Origin of the sequence: Bacillus sp. Y3 (assembly GCF_008123875.1) — a bacterium.
GTDB lineage: Bacteria > Bacillota > Bacilli > Bacillales > Bacillaceae > Bacillus > Bacillus altitudinis.
Genome location: NZ_VSSC01000011.1, coordinates 25,630 through 41,936, shown reverse-complemented (window position 1 = coordinate 41,936; position 16,307 = coordinate 25,630). Strand labels below are relative to the sequence as shown.

The window sequence follows — 16,307 nt, the reverse complement described above, 5'->3', positions numbered from 1 at the left end:
AATGTGAGTGAGCAAGTGCTTCTCACAGCTGCCTGCCAGAACATGAAGAAGATTGCCACACACCTAGCAAAGCTAGGCTAGGTGTGTGGGAGGCCTTTTTCATGTTTTTCCTTCAATCTCATCTATTATAATGATAGCGAAAATAAAAAAGATTGTAGAAAAACATGAGTTTCTCTACAATCTGAGCCTATCTATTATAGGCTCGTTTTTTACATCCGTATCATAGCTGTTTCTTCAGCCTCTCTTGCACTTTTTACTGTGCGATAAGGGGAATACCCACTTCCCTTTTCAAACGCCGCACAATGCGTCTTTTCTTCTGCTTTTGATGGTACAACTTCTTTAAATCGTTTATAAGCCTCTAGTAACGCTTGTTTCGCAATTCCTGTTTCATAGGCTTTTTCAACGGCTTGAAAAAATGAAATGACCGCCATCTTTTCTTCAGTTGTCCAGTCGACGTCCATTGGATATTGATATTCCATTTACTTGTCCCTCACTTTAATCCACATTTCTTATTTGAACTTTTATTATAGCATCTGTTTGATCAGAATCCGATTGATTTTATGCTTTACATTCCGATCAGTTCATAATATAATTCTTTTGTTTTATGCAATGAAATCTGCTGTTATTGGGATAATAATAGCAGGTATTTCGATGAAGGTGGGAAAGCAATTGTCACAACATGATACACCCTTATACACTGGACTAAAAAAACACGCTTCAACCAATCCAGTCCAATTTCACATTCCAGGCCATAAAAAAGGAGCCGGAATGGACCCTGAATTTAGAGCATTCATTGGAGACAATGCATTAAGCATTGACCTTATTAATATAGAACCTCTTGATGATTTACATTCGCCTCGAGGAATGATCAAAGAAGCACAGGAGCTTGCAGCAGAAGCATTTGGTGCCGACCATACGTTTTTCTCTATACAAGGAACAAGCGGCGCGATCATGACAATGGTGATGACCGTCTGTGGTCCTGGAGACAAAATTATTGTTCCACGTAATGTCCATAAGTCGATTATGTCTGCTATTGTATTTTCTGGTGCAGTACCTGTTTTTATTCACCCGGAAATTGACAAAGAGCTTGGCATCTCTCATGGCATCACGCCAGAGTCAGCTAAAAAAGCGCTGACTAAACACCCAGATGCGAAAGGGCTGCTTGTGATTAACCCAACGTATTTTGGCATTTCAGCTGATTTAAAAACCATTGTAGACATTGCTCATTCATATGACGTACCTGTTCTTGTAGATGAGGCACATGGTGTGCATATTCATTTTCACGATGAGCTTCCATTGTCTGCGATGCAGGCGGGAGCTGATATGGCAGCAACAAGTGTGCATAAACTTGGCGGCTCTCTCACCCAAAGCTCGATTTTAAATATAAAAGAAGGGCTTGTTTCAAAGGATCGAGTACAATCTATTTTAAGCATGCTGACAACTACGTCTACTTCTTATTTGCTTTTAGCCTCCCTGGATGTCGCTAGAAAGCGATTAGCGACTGAAGGAAAGGCGCTTGCAGATGAAGCCATTCGATTAGCTGAATCAGCAAGAACTCGTTTAAACGAAATTGAAGGTATTACTTGTATTGGTCAAGAAATTCTCGGTTCACCTTCTACTTACGATTATGACCCAACAAAATTAATCATCTCCATTAAAGACCTTGGACTGAATGGCCATGATGTGGAGAAATGGCTGAGAGAAAGCTACCGAATTGAAGTAGAGCTCTCTGACCTATACAACATTTTATGTATCGTGACGCCTGGCGATTGTGATGAGACGATTGATACGCTTGTAACGGCTATGAAGGAAATTGCGGCAACCTCTGCACGTCAAGGCGGCAAACAAGCCGTGACAGAAGTGTTACTGCCTGAGATCCCTTCGCTTGCGATGACACCGCGTGACGCTTTTTACGCAACAACGGAAGTCATTCCATTTAAAGAAGCGGCTGGCCGTATCATTGCAGAATTTGTCATGGTTTATCCGCCTGGTATTCCTATTTTTATACCAGGTGAAATCATCACAGAAGAAAATATCTCCTATATCTTTAAAAATATCGAAATCGGTCTTCCTGTTCAAGGACCAGAAGATTCCACACTAGATATGATTCGTGTCATTAAAGAACAAAAAGCCATTTTATAAAAAAGAAACATGCAGCCCCAATTGGAGCTGCATGCTTTTTTATTTATTCAGAGGCTTCATCACAGCAATGACAGTGACCACATGTTCCATAAAGTGTTGTCACTTTTTCATTTTCAAATTGATCAATGGTTTCATTGCAATCTTGACAAATAATTGTACCCACGTACATTCCCCTTTTCTTTACTCAAAGTTTGAAAGCGTTTAATCTATTTCATACCTCTATAATATGATGTCATATTTAAGTTGTCAACGGTTAATTGTATGACACATTTAATCATTTTTTATAAATATATGCTTTTTTCTCATCATATTGAGGAAACGTTTCAAATGTATTTTGCTTCATATCAATTCTGTAACAATTGAGTAACAATCGAAAATTGTCAAAAAGGACGTGATACACTAGAGTGACTAACAGGGAACTAACTCCTAAAAATGTTGGTACAACCCCAAAGGATTTTGAGGTGAATAGATTGAATTTTATGAGGACCCTTCTCATTATATTCCCTATGCTCTTTGTACTTAGTTCATGCTCATTTGCGTATATCATACCGAATCAGACAGACCAGGTCAGTCATATTCAAAAGCCGAGAATTCTCTTTTTTACTGATGCAGAAAATCTTGATAAAGAAAGTCCTTATTATGACGCAGTGCTTGATTTAAAAAATGAATATCCGAAGGAAATGTCCAAGATGATTGTCAAAGAAGATCGTAAAGGCTGGAAAAATGAAGTAGACGAACTGCCGGCTATTTTACTTGTCAATAATGAAAAAGTCATTGTGAAGGTGGAAGGTAATGTCCGAAGTAAAGAGGATATCTTATCACCCATATGCCAAGCATTAGATCGAGTGAATACAAATTAACGGTTCGACTTTGCACTTATATATCCATATGAAAAAAGCCCTCATCTCATGAGGGTTTTTCTTTTTCAGCGACGTTTCACATACATAAAAAACCCCTCTCCGTGTGGAGAGGGGTTAAACGTTCATTATTTTACGATATGGATTGGGCTTCCGATTGCTACTTCAGCCGTTTCCATTGTGATTTCACCTAAAGTTGGGTGAGCGTGAATTGTCATTGCGATATCTTCAGCCGTCACACCAGCTTCAATTGCAAGGCTAAGCTCTGAAATCATATCAGAAGCACCAACACCTGCGATTTGTGCACCGATCACTAGACCATCCTCTTTACGAGTGATCATTTTCATGAAGCCATCAGTTGCATCAAGAGAAAGTGCACGTCCGTTTGCTGCGAATGGGAATTTCGCTGCAACGATGTCGATTCCTTCTTCTTTTGCTTCTGCTTCAGTGTATCCAACAGTTGCAAGTTCTGGCTCAGAGAATACAACAGCAGGAATACCAAGGTAATCAATTTCAGCTGGCTCTCCAGCGATTGCTTCAGCAGCAATTTTACCTTCGTAAGAAGCTTTGTGTGCAAGTGGTGGTCCATCAACGATGTCACCAATTGCATAGATGTTTGAAACGCTTGTACGGCATTGTTTGTCAGTTTTGACAACTCCGCGGTCTGTCAATTCAACACCAACTTGCTCAAGACCAAGCTCATCTGTGTTTGGACGACGACCAACAGTCACAAGTACGTAGTCAGCATCGACAGTTTTTTCTTCACCTTTTACTTCGAAAGTAACAGTGACACCGTCAGATTTTTCTTCAACGCCTTTTGCAAGAGCGTTTGTGTGAATTTCAACGTTTCCTTTTTTCTTCAGGTTACGTTTCACTAATGAGCTCATTTGCTTTTCAAAACCTGGAAGGATTTCGTCTCCACCTTCAAGGATGACAACTTCTGTTCCAAAGTTCGCATAAGCAGTACCAAGCTCAGTACCGATGTATCCACCACCGATGACAACTAACTTTTTAGGTACTTCTTTAAGCGCTAAAGCACCAGTTGAGTTAATCACGCGGTCTGTGTATTTAAATGTAGGCAATTCGATTGGACGAGATCCAGTTGCAAGAATTGCATTTTTAAATGTATAAGTCTGCGCTGAATTTTCATCCATGACACGTACAGAGTTGCTGTCTACGAAATAAGCTTCACCTTTGACGATGTCTACTTTATTTCCTTTTAGAAGACCTTGAACTCCACCTGTTAATTTGTTGACAACAGAAGCTTTCCACTCTTGAACTTTTGTGAAATCAACTGTTACGTTTTCAGCTTTGATACCCATGTCTTCAGAATGCTTTGCATTCTCGAAACGATGTCCAGCATTGATCAATGCTTTTGAAGGGATACAGCCGACGTTTAGACATACGCCGCCAAGTGTTCCTTTTTCAACGATTGTTACTTTTTGTCCTAGCTGTGCAGCACGAATAGCAGCTACATATCCACCAGGACCTGCACCGATGACAAGAGTATCTGTTTCGATTGGGAAATCTCCTACTACCATGAATTTACGCCTCCATTAAAATTAATTGTGGATCATTCAATAAACGCTTGATGTGGTTAAGGGCATTTTGCGCAGTAGCTCCATCAATCATACGGTGGTCAAAGCTTAGGGAAAGAGCTAAGACTGGAGCTGCAACGATTTCGCCATCACGAACAACCGCTTTTTCAGCGATACGGCCAATACCAAGGATCGCTACTTCTGGGTGGTTGATGACTGGAGTAAACCATTGTCCACCAGCAGAACCGATGTTTGTGATTGTGCAAGATGCACCCTTCATTTCAGCTGGAGCCAATTTACCATCACGTGCTTTTGTTGCAAGCTCGTTGATTTCGTTAGATACTTCGAAAATCGCTTTGCGATCTGCATTTTTCACAACTGGAACAAGCAAGCCTTTTTCAGTATCAGCTGCAATTCCGATGTTGTAGTAATGCTTTTGAACAACTTCATCTGTTTTATCATCGATAGAAGTGTTAAGTACTGGGTACTTTTTCAAAGCAGAAGTTAGAGCTTTTACAACGTAAGGCAAGTAAGTTAACTTGATTCCTTGATCAGCTGCAACTTGTTTGAATTGTTTACGATGTGCAACAAGGTTTGTTACATCAACTTCATCCATTAATGTTACGTGAGGAGCTGTGTGCTTAGAGTTCACCATTGCTTTTGCGATCGCTTTGCGGATTCCGCTCATTTTCTCGCGAGTTTCTGGGAATTCTCCTTCTAGAACTGGAGCTGCTGCCGCTTTTGGAGCTGCTTCTTCTTTCGCACTTTCAGCTGCTTGAGGTGCTGCTTCTTGAGTTGCTGCAGAACCGCCATTAAGGAAGCTGTCGATATCTTCTTTTAGCACGCGGCCATTTTTACCAGTACCTGCAACTTTGTAAATTTCAACGCCTTTTTCACGCGCATATTTACGTACAGATGGCATAGCAATAACGCGTTTGTTAGGATCAGCATCTACTTGCTCTTGTGCGCCAGCACCAGTTGCTGCTGCCGCTTCTTCTTGAGCAACTTCTTTCTTTTCAGGCTCGTTACCAGCTTCAGCAGTACCTTGTACTTGAGCTTCAGTTTTCGCTTCGCCTTCTTCTTCGCTGCCTTTAAATTGAAGATTTTCGTAACCAGGTGCATCAAACGTAATGATTGTTTGTCCTACAGTTGCAACCGTTCCCTCTTCAACTTTTAATTCTAATACTTTTCCTTTAACAGGTGAAGGAATTTCTACAACTGCTTTATCATTTTGTACCTCTGCTAAAACGTCATCTTCATTGATTTCGTCGTTTGGTTTTACAAACCACTTAACGATCTCACCTTCGTGGATACCTTCTCCGATGTCCGGAAGTTTAAATTCAAATGCCACTGTTTTTCGCCTCCTAGATTATGTTAAACCATTGTTCTGTCAACATTACACGGTCATGTAATTGATAAAGGGGAAGAGAAATAAATTCTTTTCCCCTCTGTCATTTAATTAAAATTCAAGAACTTTCTTAGCTGTTTCAAGCACGTCTTTATGGTTTGGAAGCCATACGCTCTCAGCTTGAGAGAAAGCAAATACAGTATCAGGTGCAGCTACACGAAGTACTGGTGCTTCTAGGCTAAGGATTGCTCTATCATTGATTTCAGCTACTACGTTTGCTGCAATACCAGCTTGTTTTTGTGCTTCTTGAACAACGATCGCGCGGCCTGTTTTTTCAACAGAAGCGATGATTGTTTCAATATCAAGCGGGCTCACTGTACGAAGGTCGACGACCTCAGCAGAAACGCCTTCTTTTTCAAGTTCTTCAGCAGCTTTAAGTGATTCGTGAACCATTGCACCGTAAGTGATGATTGAAAGGTCAGAACCTTCACGTTTCACGTCAGCTTTACCGATTTCAATTGTGTACTCTTCTTCAGGAACTTCCTGACGGAAAGAACGATAAAGTTTCATATGCTCAAGGAATACAACCGGATCGTTGTCACGGATTGCAGAAATTAATAGTCCTTTTGCATCGTAAGGTGTTGAAGGAATAACAACCTTGATACCAGGCTGTTGTGCAATAAGACCTTCTAAGCTGTCAGCGTGAAGCTCAGGTGTGTGAACTCCTCCACCAAATGGAGAACGGATTGTCACTGGAGAATGCCAGCGTCCACCAGAACGGTAACGCATACGAGCCATTTGTCCAGAAACAGAATCTAATACTTCGTAAACGAATCCGAAGAATTGAATTTCCATTACTGGGCGGAATTCTTGTAGTCCAAGGCCAATTGCAAGACCGCCAATACCAGATTCAGCAAGTGGAGTATCGAATACACGATCCTCACCAAACTCTTTTTGCAATCCTTCAGTCGCACGGAATACGCCGCCGTTTTTACCAACGTCTTCTCCGAAAACGAGAACGTTTTCGTCATTTTTCAGTTCTGTGCGTAACGCATCAGTGATCGCTTGAATCAATGTCATTTGCGCCATGGCTTACTTCGACTCCTTCTGTTTGTAGATTTCAAGCTGTTCAACCAAGTTAAATGGTTTCACATCGTACATGTTTTCAATCAAATCAGTGACTTTCTGCTTAGGCTGTTCGTCAGCTTCTTTGATTGCTTGTTTGATTTGTTCTTTTGCATCTTCGATGACTTTATTCTCTTCTTCTTCAGACCAAAGGCCTTTGTTTTCCAAGAATTTGCGGTAGCGTACCAATGGATCTTTTTGCTCCCACTCATTTTCATCTTCTTTTGTACGATATCTTGTTGGATCGTCACCAGCCATTGTATGTGGGCCGTAACGGAATGTAAGAGTTTCAATTAATGTTGGACCTTCACCATTTACAGCACGCTCACGAGCTTCAGCAGTCGCTGCGTATACAGCTAATGCATCCATACCGTCAACTTGTACGCCTACGATACCAGCTGCAGCTGCTTTTTGTGCAATCGTTTGTGCAGCAGATTGCTTTTCAACAGGTGTAGAGATCGCATATCTGTTGTTTTGGACAACAAAAATCGCTGGCGCTTTGTAAGCCCCTGCAAAGTTAATACCTTCGTAGAAATCACCTTGTGAAGCTCCACCATCACCAGTGTAAGTGATTGCAACAGCATTTTTACCGCGCTTTTTCAAACCAAGAGCTACACCAGCAGCTTGAATGATTTGTGCACCGATAATGATTTGCGGAGAAAGTGCATTCACATCTTCAGGCATTTGGTTCCCAACAAAGTGTCCACGAGAGAACAAGAATGCTTTTGTTAGTGGAAGACCATGCCAGATTAATTGTGGTACATCACGATATCCTGGAAGAATGAAATCTTCTTTCTCAAGTGCAAAGTGAGTTGCAAGCTGAGAAGCTTCTTGTCCAGCTGTTGGCGCATAGAAGCCAAGACGTCCTTGACGGTTCAATGAAATTGAACGTTGATCTAATACACGTGTAAACACCATACGGCGCATTAATTCTTTTAATTGGTCATCTGAAAGATCTGGCATTGCCGCTTCGTTTACGACTTCGCCTTTTTCGTTTAAAATTTGGAACGTTTCAAACTGCTTTTTGATGGCATCGAATTGCTTTTTGCTATCAACAATTGCTTTTTTTGTTTTTACAGCCATTCTAAAGTCACCTCTTCCTTTCTTTTAACAGTCAATTTGTCGTGAATCCATTTATACATACAGATATAGGATAACCCAAAATGCTCATATGACTCCTGTATATAATAGCCACAAAGATCGTTGTCGAAACATTGGATGATCGCTTGCTTTTGAGTTTTTCTAACTGTATTAACGATAGTTCACAAAAAACTAATACAACTTCTGTTAACAAGGAATAGTTTACAACAAGAAAAATAGTCCGTCAATTGATTTAACGGCTTTATTTAAATAAATGTATTCGCTTTACTTTTTATGGTGACCTGTATCAATCTGTTTAATCAACAGCATAAACTGTACTAGTATAGAGTGGGTCACTGTACTACAATAGCACATGTTTGTTTTTGGCGAAAAATAAAAAAAGAGCTATTTTTAGCTCTTTTGATCATGATGGACAAAGGGCTAAAATGAACTTCATTTTAACCCTTTCTCTTCTTTTCAGTTTGACATCTTGGAAAAACGAGTAACGACACGCAGGCACTTTGTGAGTAGCAGCGATAAACAAAACTAGCAGCAAATATGCAAGTACTGTTTTTAACTGTTTTGTGATTCTTTCTGAGCTGTTTTGTATAAAGCTTGTTTATATTCGTTCAATTGATCTGTATATTGATTGAACTTCTTGCTTTCTTTTCTCACTTTACTATAGGAACGATTGACTGTTTTCAGTTTGGATTTCAGTTCAGCGTATCCTAAGTCTTTTCTTTTTAAAGATTCATACAAGTGCTTGTCTTGTTTCAGCGCCTTTTGATACTCACGGTAAAGCTGATCATACGATGCATATCTTTTTTCAATTGATTTGACTGTTTGTTCTGCTTTGTCTCTTACTTCCGCATCTTTTATCTGTTCAGCGAATTCCTTTACAGATTGAAATTCTTTTTTCGATTGATCCATGCTGTCTTTTTCTGTTTTTAAATGTTCTTCACGCTTTTCTGCCGATGCTAATGCTTGATCAGACAAGTTTGAGACTGTTTTTGTGTGGTCTTTTGTTGTTTGAATCATTTTTTTATACAACTGCTGCTCTTTTTTCTCATAGCTTTGCAGTGCACCTTGTTCTTTTTCAAAGGATGCTTCTTTTTCGCTCATTTTCGTCATAGCATCTTGCATCTCATAAAGCGGATTTTGACCTCCGCAGCCCGCAAGCAAGAGGGTACATATCCCCGCTAAAGCTGCACCTGCTTTTATTCTTCTTTTCATCTGTTTCAATTACAAGGTCCCCCTTTACATCTCCACATACCACTATAATTTTTCAGGGCGGTTGTGACAAGGAAAGAGGCGTGTTTTTTGAGGGGAAAGAAGATTTTTTTCATGCTCTAGGCTCATGACTATACAAATAGTGCATTCATACATAGTTTATATTACACGCTTCGCCTTCACTTATGAGAGGCCGAGTGTATTTCCAAAGGAGGTCAAAAGTATGTCTAATTATAGTCATGGAAGTATGTATGGTGGATACGGCGGTTACGGATATGGATACGGCGGCGGTTGTTGCTATCCAAGTTATGGTGGTGGATACGGTTGCGGTTACGGTGGTGGACGTACATTCGCTTTAATCGTCGTCCTATTCATTCTATTGATCATTGTTGGCGCAGCATTCTTAGGTGGCGGTGGCTGCTGCTAATGGCTGAATAAGCCTCTGACCGGTCTCATACGACCGGTCTTCTTTATTTCATTGCATATGTCGTGTATCATTTTATATACTTTACATACAAAGGAAATAGGAGTGAAGTTTTGTGATTACCATGGATGATATCGTACGAGACGGGCATCCCGTCTTAAGACAAACAGCTGAAGCGGTCGAACTCCCGCCAACAGAAGAAGAAAAACAGCAATTAGCTGACATGATTGAATTTGTCAAAAACAGTCAGGATGCAGACATTGCTGAAAAATATGAACTTAGACCCGGTGTTGGCCTAGCAGCTCCGCAAATCAATATCAGTAAACGAATGATTGCTGTTCACTGTGAAGACGAGGGCGGAGAACTTTACAGCTATGCATTATTCAATCCTCGCATTGTTAGCCATTCAGTCAAAAGAGCTTATTTAGCTACTGGAGAAGGCTGTTTATCTGTTGATGAAGCCATCCCTGGATTCGTCCCGCGCTATGAAAAAATCAGGGTGAAAGGTACAACGCTTGAAGGTGAAGACATTGATATTCGCCTAAAAGGGTTTCCGGCCATCGTTTTTCAGCATGAAATTGACCACTTAAATGGCATTATGTTTTATGATCATATTCAAAAAGATCATCCATTCGCCGAGCCAGACAACGCGGTTGCGATCGGCAGATCATAATAAAAAAACAAGACCCGTCCATCAGCGGGTCTTGTTTTTTTATTCATCAATAAGGCCTAATTCAGTCACAGCGTGGAATATGCCATCCTCATCTACAGGTTTGGTGACAAAGTCAGCTAATGTTTTTAATTCATTGACTGCATTCCCCATCGCAACGCCTGTTCCAACAAACGAAATCATTTCTCGATCGTTCAGCCCGTCACCGAAGGCAATTGTGTCCTTTTGATCGTACGGGAGTCTTTCAATGACTCGTTTAATTCCTTCAGCCTTTGATCCACCTTTTGGCAGGACATCCGTAGACAGCTCATGCCACCTGACGAGATCAATTTCTTCACGGAACGCTTCATATAGATGTTCCTCTTCTGCTTTACAAAATAGCAGCATTTGATAAATGACGTTTTCTTTAAAGAATGACAAATCGTGCTCGGGATGCTCTGTTTTTAAAGTGCCAATCCCTTCATGGATAAATGGATGGTTCGGCACAGACGCCTTCATCGTCTTCTCTCCCATGAAAACAAGCGGATGATCATGTTGATCCGCTGTTTCATAAATTTTATCCATCAGCTCTTGCTTAAGCGGATTGCCATAAATGACTTCTCCTTCGTACATGACATACTGACCGTTATAAGCAATAAATGAGTCAAGCCCTATTTCTTCTAAAATAGGCTGGATAAGAAAAGGCGAACGGCCAGATGCAATGAAGAGATGATGCCCTTTTTCTTTTAATAAACGAACAGCTCGCTTCGTTGATTCAGGTATTTTTTTATCATGGTCATATAAAGTACCGTCGATATCAAAGAAGATGACTTTTTTATTCATATCTCGTCTCCTGTCTCTTGTTATGTATACCCTCTCCCCTTCATCATACAGAAAGATCTTCACTGACGAAACCACTTCCTCTTAAAACGCCCATTTCCCACATATAACCATGTAACATTAAGTGGAAACATCATATAATACAAGTATATAGAGAGAACGGAACAAATGGCTGAATGAGACTCATACCGAAAGGAGGCGATCCGCGATGCTTCGTCGTCTGCGCAAGAAAATTCGAAGACAATGGAAGGACATGCTTCGTAAAAAATCGATTGCTTAAAAGGATCTTCCGCACATTTGCTGAAGGTCCTTTTTTCTCTGAGACTTTTCTTATGCGCGTTTTTTTAATATAATAGAATAAGCGAGTGTAACATACGGTATTTAAGGAGAGATTTGGATGATATATAAGGTATTTTTTCAGGCAAGTACGACTGAGGTACCTGTGAGAGAACACACAGATTCACTATACGTTGAAGCGGTTTCTGAAAGAGACGTACGCGATAAGTTGAAAAAACATAACTACAATATTGAATTCATTCAGCCTGTAGACGGTGCTTTTTTAGACTATGAACGAGAAAGTGAAAATTTTAAAGTATTGGAGCTATGAGAGGAATGAAATTTGTAAAAAACGATCAGGCGGCAGTTTTTGCGCTCGGCGGATTAGGCGAGATCGGTAAAAACACGTATGGCGTTCAATTTCAAGATGAAATCATTTTGATTGATGCTGGTATTAAGTTCCCTGAAGATGAACTTCTTGGAATTGATTACGTCATCCCTGACTATACGTATTTAGTTAAAAACGAAGATAAAATCAAAGGTCTTTTTATTACTCATGGACATGAAGACCACATCGGCGGTATCCCTTACCTTCTCAAGCAAGTGAACATTCCAGTTTACGGAGGCAAACTCGCAATCGGCCTACTTCGTAACAAATTGGAAGAGCATGGTCTATTAAGACAGACCAAACTTCACATCTTTGAAGAAGAGGATACGATCAAATTTAGAAAAACAGCTGTGTCTTTCTTTAGAACGACGCACAGTATCCCAGATTCTTATGGAATTGTCGTGAAGACACCTCCTGGTAACATCGTACATACAGGCGATTTCAAGTTTGACTTTACTCCTGTTGGCGAGCCTGCCAATTTAACGAAAATGGCTGAGATCGGGAAAGAAGGCGTTCTTTGTCTTCTATCTGACAGTACAAATAGTGAAATTCCAGAATTTACGATGTCCGAAAGACGTGTAGGTGAAAGCATTGATGACATCTTCAGAAAAGTAGATGGACGTATTATCTTTGCTACATTTGCATCTAACATTCACAGACTTCAGCAAGTGATCGAGTCAGCTGTTGCCAACGGCCGAAAAGTCGCTGTGTTTGGGCGTAGCATGGAGTCTGCCATTGATATTGGACAAGAGCTCGGATATATCAAATGTCCAAAAAACACGTTCATTGAACACAATGAAATCAACCGCCTTCCAGCAAACAAAGTAACCATTCTTTGTACTGGTAGTCAGGGCGAACCGATGGCCGCTCTTTCTCGTATTGCCAACGGTACGCACCGCCAGATTTCAATTAACCCTGGAGACACTGTTGTCTTCTCGTCTTCACCGATCCCAGGTAACAATATTAGCGTAAGCCGTACTATTAACCAGCTGTATCGTGCTGGTGCTGAAGTCATTCATGGCTCACTTAATAATATTCATACCTCTGGACACGGCGGGCAGGAAGAACAAAAGCTGATGCTCCGTTTAATTAAACCTAAATTCTTCATGCCGATCCACGGTGAGTACCGCATGCAAAAAACGCATATTAAACTTGCGAATGATTGCGGAATTCCTGAGGAAAACTGCTTTATCATGGATAACGGTGAAGTTCTTGCTCTGAAAGGTGACGAAGCAAGTGTCGCTGGCAAAATTCCATCAGGCAACGTGTATATCGACGGTAGCGGTATTGGTGATATCGGCAACATCGTGTTAAGAGACCGCCGCATTCTTTCAGAAGAAGGTCTTGTCATTGTTGTTGTCAGCATGGATATGAAAGAATTCAAAATTTCTGCAGGTCCTGATTTAATCTCAAGAGGTTTTGTCTACATGAGAGAATCTGGAGACCTCATTAATGACGCGCAAGATCTCATTTCAAAGCATCTTGAAAAAGTAATGGAACGTAAGACGACTCAATGGTCAGAAATTAAGAACGAGATTACTGACACTCTTGCTCCTTTCCTTTATGAAAAAACAAGACGCCGCCCAATGATCTTACCGATTATTATGGAAGTGTAAGGACGTACAGGGAGACATAGCCAATTGGCTGTGTCTCTTTTTTATGCGCAATAAAAAAAACCCGCATATCTGTACGATACGTGCGGGTTCAGTCATTGTTTTACGATTGAATCGGGAGATGCTGAAAACTTCTCACATCAAACAATCCTTGTGTTGTCATTTTCACATCAGGAATGACTGGCAGTGCTAAGAAGGATAATGTCAAAAACGGATTAAAGTCTAAGACAAAGCCTGTTTCCTTTAACGCTTCATGAAGTGCATGAAGGCTTTCATTGACCTTATGTGCAGGTTGATCTGATAATAAACCGGAAATCGGTAATGGAAGCGTATGAAGAACTTCTCCGTCTTTTACAACGGTCAAACCGCCCCCTGCTTCTTTTAACGTCTCAATGGCTTTGATCATATCAGCATCATTTGTTCCAACGGCAATTAAGTTATGCGAGTCATGGGCAACTGTTGTTGCAATTGCCCCCTCTTTTAAGCCGAATCCGCTGACAACCCCTATCCCAATTTCAGATAGACCTTTGTGGCGTTCGACAAGTACTATTTTTAATACATCTCGATCAATATCACTCGTAAATTGTCCATCGCTTCCAGATGGAGATATTTGTTCTAATTTCGTTTCAAGCTGATTCGGTATAATGCGAATGACATTCATCTTTTGATGATCTGTTATAGGCAGCGTTAAATCTTTCTCTTGAACGTCCACTGCATGTACCGATTGCATGAGCGAAGAACTTGGCGTGATCTTGTCGACACTTGGCAAATATTCTCCATGTTCAGAGACCAATTCTCCTGCGATAAAGACGCTTGTAATTCCTACCTCATGTAAGTCAGAAATGAGCATAAAGTCCGCGTCAAAGCCTGGTGCAATCGCTCCCTTTGTTTTGAGACCGAAGCACTCCGCTGCGTTTAAACTTCCCATTTGATATGCTAAAAAGGGGTCCAATCCTTCTTGTATCGACATCCGTACTTGTTCATCAATACTTCCTTGAGCCATTAAATCATCTAAATGTTTATCATCCGTACAAAAGAAAAAGCGTCTCGCATTCTTCTCATTGACAGCAGGTAATACGTTTTTCACGTTTTTAGCAACAGAGCCTTCTCTGAGCATGACATACATGCCTCTTTTGACACGTTCAAGGGCCTCTTGAGCTGTTGTCACCTCATGATCCGTTTGGACATTAGCTGTTCGGTACACATTAATTAATCGGTCCGTTAATCCTGCTAGATGGCCATCAATGAGTTTATGTTCATGTTGAGCATCAAGCAGTTTTTGAAGCATATCTTCTTCCGCTTGTTCAACCGCGACATAATCCATCACTTCGGCAAGACCAAGCACTTCTTTCTCCTGATAAAGAGGCTTTAAATCTTTTGCTTTTAGTGTAGCACCTGATCGTTCAAAGCTGACTGCCGGTACACAGGATGGCAGCATGAAATATATATTTAGAGCAGCTTTTCTCGCTTCTTCGAGCATAAAACGGATACCTGCAACACCGGATACATTGGCAATTTCATGCGGGTCTGTGACAACAGTTGTCACGCCGTGAGGAACGACAGCTTTGGAAAATTCAGCAGGAGTCACCATCGAGGATTCGATATGAACGTGGCCGTCAATGAAACCGGGAACAAGCATTTGACCTGTTGCATCCAGCTCCTGTTCTCCTTCATACTCCCCAATTCCTACTATTTTTCCATTTTCAACAGCGACATCAGCGTCTATCCATTCCTGGTTAAACACGTCCATAACCTTCGCATGTTTAATCACTAGGGCTGCTTTTTTTCTCTTTGCAGCTACCTCAATTTGATGTCTGAAAAGCTCCTTATCCAACGACACTGCCTCCTCCGAGTAAACAATATAATGTTTCTTATCGTAAACGAATCTGTTTGTCCAGTCAATGACATTTAGAGAAAATCAACCATATCAAAAGATTGATTTTTATTTCTGAATAGTGATAATTAGCTGAAAAATAACCATGTTCTATTTTGCTGTTCTTTTGGAAAGTAAACGGCTCATTTCCACTTTGTTCTCTCCCACAATGTCCGCCCCATACGTACACTTCTAAAGCAAAAAACACCCCTTCTCGGAGTGTTTAATAGTCGTTCTGCATTTCCCGTTTTTCAAAGCGCCCGATATCTGCCACTGCCCCAATGACAATGAGGATATCTTCTTTTTGAATCATTTCATCTGCGAGCGGTGAAACGATCACTTCTTTCCCGCGCTTAATTGCCACGATATTGATCCCGTACCTTGCACGAATGTCGAGATCTAACAAAGAGTGCCCGGCGAGTCTGCTGTTGGCGACGATTTCAATAAGGCTGTACTCATCTGACAGCTCTAAATAATCAAGCACGTTGTTAGAAATAATTTTATGTGCAATCCGTCTGCCCATGTCTCGTTCAGGATGGACAATACGGTCCGCACCAATTTTATTCAAAACCTTTTCATGGTAGTCATTTTGAGCTTTCACTGTGACCATTTTGACACCCAGCTCTTTCAGCATAATCGTTGTTAAAATACTCGCCTGAATGTTTTCACCTATCGCCACGATCACATGATCAAAATTGCGAATGCCTAGGTTTTTTAGGACAGATTCGTCCGTCGAATCACCAATCACGGCATGTGATGCAATTTTAGCATATTCGTTCACACGATCTTCATTCATATCCATGGCCATGACTTCAAGTCCTTCTTCGCTTAGCGCCTTGCAGATACTTCCGCCGAAGCGTCCAAGACCAATGACTGCATATTCCTTTTTCATGTTCAGACTCCTTTTATATCACTTACCATGCA

General features: G+C 40.8%; 16 protein-coding genes. 6 read left to right on the top strand and 10 right to left on the bottom strand.

The genetic code is table 11. The features are described from left to right. Positions 1 to 209: 209 nt before the first annotated feature. The gene (locus FXF70_RS18475) at positions 210 to 479 is read right to left on the bottom strand and encodes a UPF0223 family protein (protein ID WP_008345089.1); all 270 of its coding nucleotides are present in this window, start codon (positions 477 to 479) and stop codon (positions 210 to 212) included. A gap of 190 nt (positions 480 to 669) precedes the next feature. On the opposite strand from FXF70_RS18475, the gene FXF70_RS18470 reads away from it, so the two are divergent. Continuing rightward, entirely contained in the window at positions 670 to 2,142 is a 1,473-nt protein-coding gene (locus tag FXF70_RS18470; RefSeq protein WP_017367175.1) for an aminotransferase class I/II-fold pyridoxal phosphate-dependent enzyme, read from the top strand. Positions 2,143 to 2,185: 43 nt separating this feature from the next. On the opposite strand, the gene FXF70_RS18465 is transcribed toward FXF70_RS18470, so the two are convergent. Further along, positions 2,186 to 2,305, bottom strand: a complete 120-nt coding sequence (locus FXF70_RS18465) for a GapA-binding peptide SR1P (RefSeq protein ID WP_003212464.1) — start codon at positions 2,303 to 2,305, stop codon at positions 2,186 to 2,188. Positions 2,306 to 2,621: 316 nt separating this feature from the next. Here FXF70_RS18465 and FXF70_RS18460 point away from each other — a divergent pair, with 316 nt between their 5' ends. After that, complete coding sequence (locus FXF70_RS18460) at positions 2,622 to 3,002, top strand: hypothetical protein (RefSeq protein ID WP_223255627.1); 381 nt, start codon at positions 2,622 to 2,624, stop codon at positions 3,000 to 3,002. Between the two features lie 125 nt (positions 3,003 to 3,127). On the opposite strand, the gene lpdA is transcribed toward FXF70_RS18460, so the two are convergent. The 5 genes from lpdA to FXF70_RS18435 all read right to left on the bottom strand — a co-directional run bounded on the left by lpdA (position 3,128) and on the right by FXF70_RS18435 (position 9,332). Continuing rightward, the gene (gene lpdA, locus FXF70_RS18455; protein ID WP_003211097.1) at positions 3,128 to 4,540 is read right to left on the bottom strand and encodes a dihydrolipoyl dehydrogenase; all 1,413 of its coding nucleotides are present in this window, start codon (positions 4,538 to 4,540) and stop codon (positions 3,128 to 3,130) included. Positions 4,541 to 4,544: 4 nt separating this feature from the next. Next, positions 4,545 to 5,888, bottom strand: a complete 1,344-nt coding sequence (locus FXF70_RS18450; protein WP_008345100.1) for a dihydrolipoamide acetyltransferase family protein — start codon at positions 5,886 to 5,888, stop codon at positions 4,545 to 4,547. A 108-nt stretch (positions 5,889 to 5,996) separates the two neighbouring features. Next, positions 5,997 to 6,974 (bottom strand): pyruvate dehydrogenase complex E1 component subunit beta, encoded by a 978-nt coding sequence (gene pdhB / locus FXF70_RS18445; RefSeq protein WP_007498597.1) that lies wholly within the window; start codon positions 6,972 to 6,974, stop codon positions 5,997 to 5,999. 3 nt (positions 6,975 to 6,977) lie between these two features. Next, positions 6,978 to 8,093, bottom strand: coding sequence for a pyruvate dehydrogenase (acetyl-transferring) E1 component subunit alpha (pdhA, locus tag FXF70_RS18440; RefSeq protein ID WP_148780884.1), 1,116 nt, complete (start codon positions 8,091 to 8,093; stop codon positions 6,978 to 6,980). Between the two features lie 570 nt (positions 8,094 to 8,663). Next, entirely contained in the window at positions 8,664 to 9,332 is a 669-nt protein-coding gene (locus tag FXF70_RS18435) for a YkyA family protein (protein WP_058337391.1), read from the bottom strand. Between the two features lie 235 nt (positions 9,333 to 9,567). Here FXF70_RS18435 and FXF70_RS18430 point away from each other — a divergent pair, with 235 nt between their 5' ends. Both FXF70_RS18430 and def read left to right on the top strand, forming a co-directional pair. Next, positions 9,568 to 9,747, top strand: coding sequence for a YjcZ family sporulation protein (locus FXF70_RS18430; RefSeq protein WP_026050085.1), 180 nt, complete (start codon positions 9,568 to 9,570; stop codon positions 9,745 to 9,747). A gap of 112 nt (positions 9,748 to 9,859) precedes the next feature. Then, positions 9,860 to 10,417, top strand: a complete 558-nt coding sequence (gene def, locus FXF70_RS18425; protein ID WP_008345111.1) for a peptide deformylase — start codon at positions 9,860 to 9,862, stop codon at positions 10,415 to 10,417. 39 nt (positions 10,418 to 10,456) lie between these two features. Here def and FXF70_RS18420 read toward each other — a convergent pair whose 3' ends face one another. Further along, a complete protein-coding gene (locus FXF70_RS18420; RefSeq protein WP_024719544.1) occupies positions 10,457 to 11,236 on the bottom strand; it encodes a Cof-type HAD-IIB family hydrolase in 780 nt (259 codons plus the stop codon). Positions 11,237 to 11,630: 394 nt separating this feature from the next. Between FXF70_RS18420 and FXF70_RS18415 the strand changes: the two genes are divergently transcribed. Then, positions 11,631 to 11,840: a DNA-dependent RNA polymerase subunit epsilon gene (locus FXF70_RS18415; RefSeq protein ID WP_008345114.1), complete on the top strand. Its 210-nt coding sequence runs from the start codon at positions 11,631 to 11,633 to the stop codon at positions 11,838 to 11,840. 5 nt (positions 11,841 to 11,845) lie between these two features. Continuing rightward, on the top strand, positions 11,846 to 13,513 hold the full coding sequence (gene rnjA / locus FXF70_RS18410; protein WP_008345116.1) for a ribonuclease J1: 1,668 nt from the start codon (positions 11,846 to 11,848) through the stop codon (positions 13,511 to 13,513). 100 nt (positions 13,514 to 13,613) lie between these two features. Here the strand turns inward: rnjA and ade are convergent, their stop codons facing one another. Both ade and FXF70_RS18400 read right to left on the bottom strand, forming a co-directional pair. Continuing rightward, complete coding sequence (gene ade / locus FXF70_RS18405) at positions 13,614 to 15,344, bottom strand: adenine deaminase (RefSeq protein ID WP_076821774.1); 1,731 nt, start codon at positions 15,342 to 15,344, stop codon at positions 13,614 to 13,616. Positions 15,345 to 15,606: 262 nt separating this feature from the next. Further along, complete coding sequence (locus FXF70_RS18400) at positions 15,607 to 16,275, bottom strand: potassium channel family protein (RefSeq protein WP_008345123.1); 669 nt, start codon at positions 16,273 to 16,275, stop codon at positions 15,607 to 15,609. Between the last annotated feature and the right edge of the window lie 32 nt (positions 16,276 to 16,307).